The sequence below is a fragment of the Shewanella sp. A22 genome (genome assembly GCF_053850585.1).
The window spans coordinates 1-5,404 of sequence record NZ_JBSQBN010000188.1 but is presented as its reverse complement, the minus strand read 5'-3'; the positions used below and the strand labels follow the sequence as shown (position 1 = coordinate 5,404).

At 41.8% G+C, this 5,404-nt stretch carries 3 protein-coding genes; 1 reads left to right on the top strand and 2 read right to left on the bottom strand.

Features of this window, described 5'->3' with window-relative positions; genetic code table 11:
- Window positions 1–233: 233 nt before the first annotated feature.
- Entirely contained in the window at window positions 234–1,910 is a 1,677-nt protein-coding gene (locus ACWXWT_RS19745; RefSeq protein ID WP_456043279.1) for an AMP-binding protein, read from the bottom strand.
- A gap of 740 nt (window positions 1,911–2,650) precedes the next feature.
- On the opposite strand from ACWXWT_RS19745, the gene ACWXWT_RS19740 reads away from it, so the two are divergent.
- Window positions 2,651–4,396, top strand: a complete 1,746-nt coding sequence (locus ACWXWT_RS19740; protein WP_456043278.1) for a protein adenylyltransferase SelO — start codon at window positions 2,651–2,653, stop codon at window positions 4,394–4,396.
- 306 nt (window positions 4,397–4,702) lie between these two features.
- Here ACWXWT_RS19740 and ACWXWT_RS19735 read toward each other — a convergent pair whose 3' ends face one another.
- Window positions 4,703–4,975 (bottom strand): hypothetical protein, encoded by a 273-nt coding sequence (locus ACWXWT_RS19735; protein WP_456043277.1) that lies wholly within the window; start codon window positions 4,973–4,975, stop codon window positions 4,703–4,705.
- Window positions 4,976–5,404 lie beyond the last annotated feature (429 nt).

Below are 5,404 nucleotides of genomic sequence, written 5' to 3'. Positions count from 1 at the left end.
CAGATGCTGGAGGTAGAGTAACGCAGGAGCTTGTTACCGAGGATCACTATTCGCTTCAATCATCTGCCTTGCCTACAGCTCTTTGAACTCCCGCTGAAAGATCACATATTTAATAGGATTGGTATTACTGCAAAAGGGTCGATATAACATGATGTTATGTCAGCTAAAAATTAGGCTAGCCATTGTATCTATGCCAAAAATGTTGGTTATCTTTAGGACATCAGTAATAGCGCCTATGAATCTCGCAATTCTCGACGTAAGATCTTACCAACATTTGATTTTGGCAATTCATCTCTAAATTCGATTATTCTTGGATTTTTATAACCGGTAAGATATTTTCTACAATGTTTTTTTATTTCGTCAACGGTCACATTGCCTTTGCGTACAATAAATAACTTAACTTTTTCTCCTGTGGCGTCATCAGGAATGCCAATGGCCGCAGCTTCGATGATGTGAGGGTGAAGTGTTGCAACTTCTTCAATTTCAGTTGGAAAAACATTAAATCCCGACACTAGAATCATATCTTTTTTACGGTCTTCAATATAAAAAATTCCATTGTCATCCATTCTTCCTATATCGCCAGAGCTTAACCAACCTCCTACATGCATTACAGAATTAGTTTCGGATTCTTGTTGCCAATAGCCTTTCATCACTTGAGGTCCTCTAATTTGAATTTCACCAATTTGGTTGGGACCTAAAGGTTCATTGTTATCGTTAACGATACGGAGTTCAGTGCTGGGTAAAGGGACACCAATTGAAGAAATAAATGATTGTTGTTGATGAGTACCGGCAGCGACCACTGGAGAACATTCCGTTAAGCCATAACCTTCTATGACAGGCATTCCAGTGAGCTCTTGCCAACGATCAGCAATATGTTTCTGTGTCGGCATTCCACCTGCAATAGTAAAACGAGCGTGGCTAAAATCTAATTCTTGAAAACCAGCATGATTGTTTAGACCATTAAAAAGTGTATTTAAACCAAACACCATTGTGAATGGATATTTACTCAAATCTGCTACGAAACCATCTATATCTCTTGGGTTGGTAATGAGTAAATTTGTTGCACCGAGAAAGAGCATAAACATCATACTCACTGAGTTGGCAAAAATATGATAAAGCGGAAGTGGGGTTACTGCATATTCCTTATCATATAAGGTTCTTGGGCTAAAATGAGCATGCACCTGAAGCACGTTAGAAATAATATTGCTATGAGTCAGCATTGCCCCCTTCGCAAGCCCCGTCGTTCCACCTGTATATTGGAGGTATGCTAAATCATCTACTGTTATTTGAGGATCAATAAAAGGAAGTTTCTTGCCTTCGGTTAACGCTCTTCGCAATGAAATAGCGTCGGGAATATGATATTTAGGTACAATTTTTTTGATGTGTTTGATAACAAAGTTAACCAATGTACGCTTATGAATCGCTAACTCATCACCAATTTTGGTTAAAATAACATGCTTAATGTTAGTCTCATTCAGTATTTGCTGGAGGTTATTACCAAAATTTGTTACAGCAACAATAGCACTGGCCCCAGAGTCTCGTAATTGATGTTTTAACTCTCGAGGGGTATAAAGTGGATTAACATTGACAATAATGAGTCCTGCTTTTAATGCACCTAAAATAGTGATGGGATATTGCAATAAATTAGGCATCATCAAGGCGATTCGTTCGCCTTTTTTCATTTTTAGTTCAGATTGTAGATAAGCAGCAAAAGCGTTACTTTTACTTTCGAGATCTTGGTAGGACAAGCTATGTCCCATATTAATATATGCTGCTTTTTTGGCATGTGCACTAAAAGACTCTTTAAACAAATCATTGATATTGTTATACATACTTGAATCTATTGTTGCAGGCACATCCTCAGGATATTGTGTTAACCACGGTTTATCATTTGTCATTATAGCCATCATTAATGTTGTTTAAACATCACTATTGTAAATTAATTTACCTAATTAGTATAAAAATAATAGCTTAAATTCAATGGATTAACGACTGTTCTAGGGGGTTAGCCGTAGCGAATTTCTCGGAGTGTGACTTGTCACTGCTTTTATCACTTTTCCGCTACTCTCTATCTTTCTTCAACAATGAAAAAAGCATTCAGCTACTAGGGTCTGTTGATCTTTGCAGGTTAAATTTTGTTCGAGATAAAAACGTTTTAATCGAGGCGAGTGGATTGCTGCCTAGCAATCTAAGCTAAATTCGCTCAACAAAGAGTAAAACGTTTTTAGCCGTACCTTCGGGCAGCGATTGTTGGTCATTTTTACTGCGTTAACGACTTCTTATGTAGAATAACTACACCACAAAGTCTCTGCCTTGTACAAATGACCAACAATTCGCTGCAAAACAGCCTTGAAAGATCAACAGGCCCTTGATTATCATGACAGTTTTTACTGTGTGGTAAGGCCTGAGAGTTATAGATACCATATGACAAAATATCAATTTTACAGATGCAGCAAAGTCTGCTTTCTATTAGTATAAGCTGTAGTTACCATACACGCAGTTTCTCTCAGGCTCTTTATTACACAGCACAGGTCTTCGACTTTATATGCTGTAAAGGTCCGCTTCCAGAGATTGAACAAATCGAATAATCGTCGGCACGATGAACCATAAAGTTGGGAATAACCCTTCTACTCAATCAACTAGGTATCCTATGACTAATCAACTGTCCCAGCAAACACCCGTAACTGTCGAGACAGTTGACGATATCGCTAAGTTGGTCAGCTACTCATTGATGGACACGCTCAACAGCGATCCTGACGCAACAGCAAACGGCGTCGACCATGCGCCAAGACAAGTGTTCTCGGGGCACTATGTGCCTGTTAAACCAACACCGATTGAAACCCCTGAGTACGTCGCACACAGCAGAAGCTTGTTTGCTGAATTGGGCTTTGCCGACAGCATGGCGCAGTCAGCCTATTTTATGAACTTATTCTCTGGAGACCTTTCGAACGTTCCAGAACCGATGAGTAAGGTTGGTTGGGCATGTGGATATGCACTGTCCATCTTCGGTACCGAATACATCCAACAATGTCCGTTTAGAACGGGCAATGGTTATGGCGATGGTCGAGCTGTTTCGGTGCTTGAGGCGGTGATTAATGATAAACGCTGGGAAATGCAGCTTAAAGGTGGTGGTCGCACGCCATATTGCCGCGGCGCAGATGGTCGTGCGGTGTTACGTTCCAGTGTCCGTGAGTTTTTAGCACAAGAACACATGCACGCGCTTGGCGTGCCAACGTCTCGTTCGCTATGTTTATATGTGTCTAAAACCGAGACTGTTCAGCGGCCTTGGTATTCTGAGGGTTCTAACTCGCAGGATCCTGACCAAATGATCACCGAGGCCGTTGCAATTTCAACACGTGTGGCACCTTCGTTTATTCGGGTTGGTCAACTTGAACTATTTGGTCGCCGCGCCCGCAAGCAAGAACATCCGCAAGCAATGGCAGAGCTTGAACAGTTGATGTTGCATTTAGTTTATCGTGAATATGCTGATGTTATCGACCAACAACTCACTAATGAACAAAAAGTGCTTTTGTTGGCGCGTGAGTTCCGTAACCGTTTGACGTCACTGGTGGCGAACTGGATCCGTGTCGGTTATTGTCAGGGCAACTTTAACAGTGATAATTGTGCTGCTGGTGGCTTCACTCTCGATTACGGTCCGTTTGGATTCTGCGATGTGTTCAATCCACAATATCAACCTTGGACGGGTGGCGGACAGCACTTCGCGTTTTTGAATCAAGGCGTGGCTGCAGAGCGTAATTTTTTGATGTTTTGCACGGCACTAAGCCCATTACTGATGGCTAAACCAGATTATCTAGAGCAGCTCCAGCAGTTGGTCAATGGCTTTTCGGCTGAGATGGAAGCAAAAATGGAGCAGATGTGGGCGGCCAAACTTGGACTAACCACTTATGATGCGACGTTATTTAATGAGCTTGAAACGCTTATGCTGCAAACCCCAGTGGATTACACCCTGTTTTTCCGTGAGCTTTCGTCACTGCCTGATAATATTGGCCCACTGACAAAAAGCTTCTACCGAGACTTATCGCAAGCGCCAAAGGGGTTGGAGCAACGCTGGTCTGCTTGGCTAGCACAATGGCAAACACTGCTCGACAGCTCTATGAGCGGAAGCACTAGCAGCGCGAATACGCCGCGCAACCGTGATGAGATTGCTGCGCAGATGCAACGGGTTAATCCAAAATATACTTTGCGTGAATGGTTGCTGATGCCTGCTTATCAACAAGCGAGCAGTGGTAATTATTCGCTGGTTAGAGAACTGCAAGATGTGATGACCCAGCCTTACGCTGAGCAGTCCCAGGACATAGAGGACAAATACTATCGACTCAAAGCATCTGAATTCTTTGGGGTAGGTGGTTGTTCGCATTTAAGCTGCTCGTCGTAATGCTGAGATAATCTATGGGCTTTAATAGGTATCCTGCTCAATGCAGCCTGTGTCGGGTTTATTTTCTTCAACTTGAATGGGTGGCCATGTTTAATTGAAGTTGATGATAAGAGCTTCTGAGTGGATGGGTTGCGGATATTAATTTACAACCTATCGTTTTTTTAGCTCTTGATGTAATTTAGGAAATGTTTTGGCGGCTTGAAGTAACGGAGAGCTCACCGGTAATTGGTAGTTATCGATTAAGGTTAGAAATTGCTCGGTGTGGACGCGTACACCGTGTCGAGTTATCACTTCCGCTAGTGCATCTCAACCGAGCTTATCTTGATAAGGTACTCCAAAATCAAGCATATACTGCATCGAATCAAGCTTCCCCGCGCTAAATATTGCAGCTGTATAAAAAGCGTTATACCCCCTATCATCAACGGCGAAAAGGTCAGCATTTTGAGAATAATAATCTAACATTTCTAAATTATTATATCTTAGGGCTACCGATAAAAATTTAACGTTTGGCTTTACCCCCAAATTGGACAATGCATTATAAGCTGCTATGTCTTGTATGCCTTCTGCCGCAAATGCCACAAATAAGTCGTGTTTAGGCTCACCTTCTTGTAGTGATACCAATCCTATTAAATATGTGATCTTTCAGCGGGAGTTCAAAGTGCTGTAGGCAAGTTTCTACTGGCCTTGAATAATGCTTTAGCTCGACGAAATAATTCTAGAGTGTCAGCAGTGATAAGCTCACCAGGCCTTTTAAGCCAAACGTAATAAGCTGACGAACTGACCTGCATCACTTTACACGCCATCGAAATAGGATATTTCGACTCTAGATTATTGATAAATGAATACCTTACTTCATTTCTTTCGCAAAGAAGGCGCTGGCATTTTTTAGGATTTCACGCTCCATCAATAAGCGTTTATTCTCTTTGCGTAACAGCATAAGTTCGGTGCGTTCATCTACAGATAATGCATCGCCTTGAGTTAGCTTTTTGTGTTTAGCCACCCAGTTAT

Bases quoted from the DNA above. Each gene is read 5' to 3' on its own strand.
- ACWXWT_RS19740 (WP_456043278.1), top strand. From the start codon at position 2,651: ATGACTAATCAACTGTCCCAGCAAACACCCGTAACTGTCGAGACAGTT.
- ACWXWT_RS19745 (WP_456043279.1), bottom strand. From the start codon at position 1,910: ATGATGGCTATAATGACAAATGATAAACCGTGGTTAACACAATATCCT.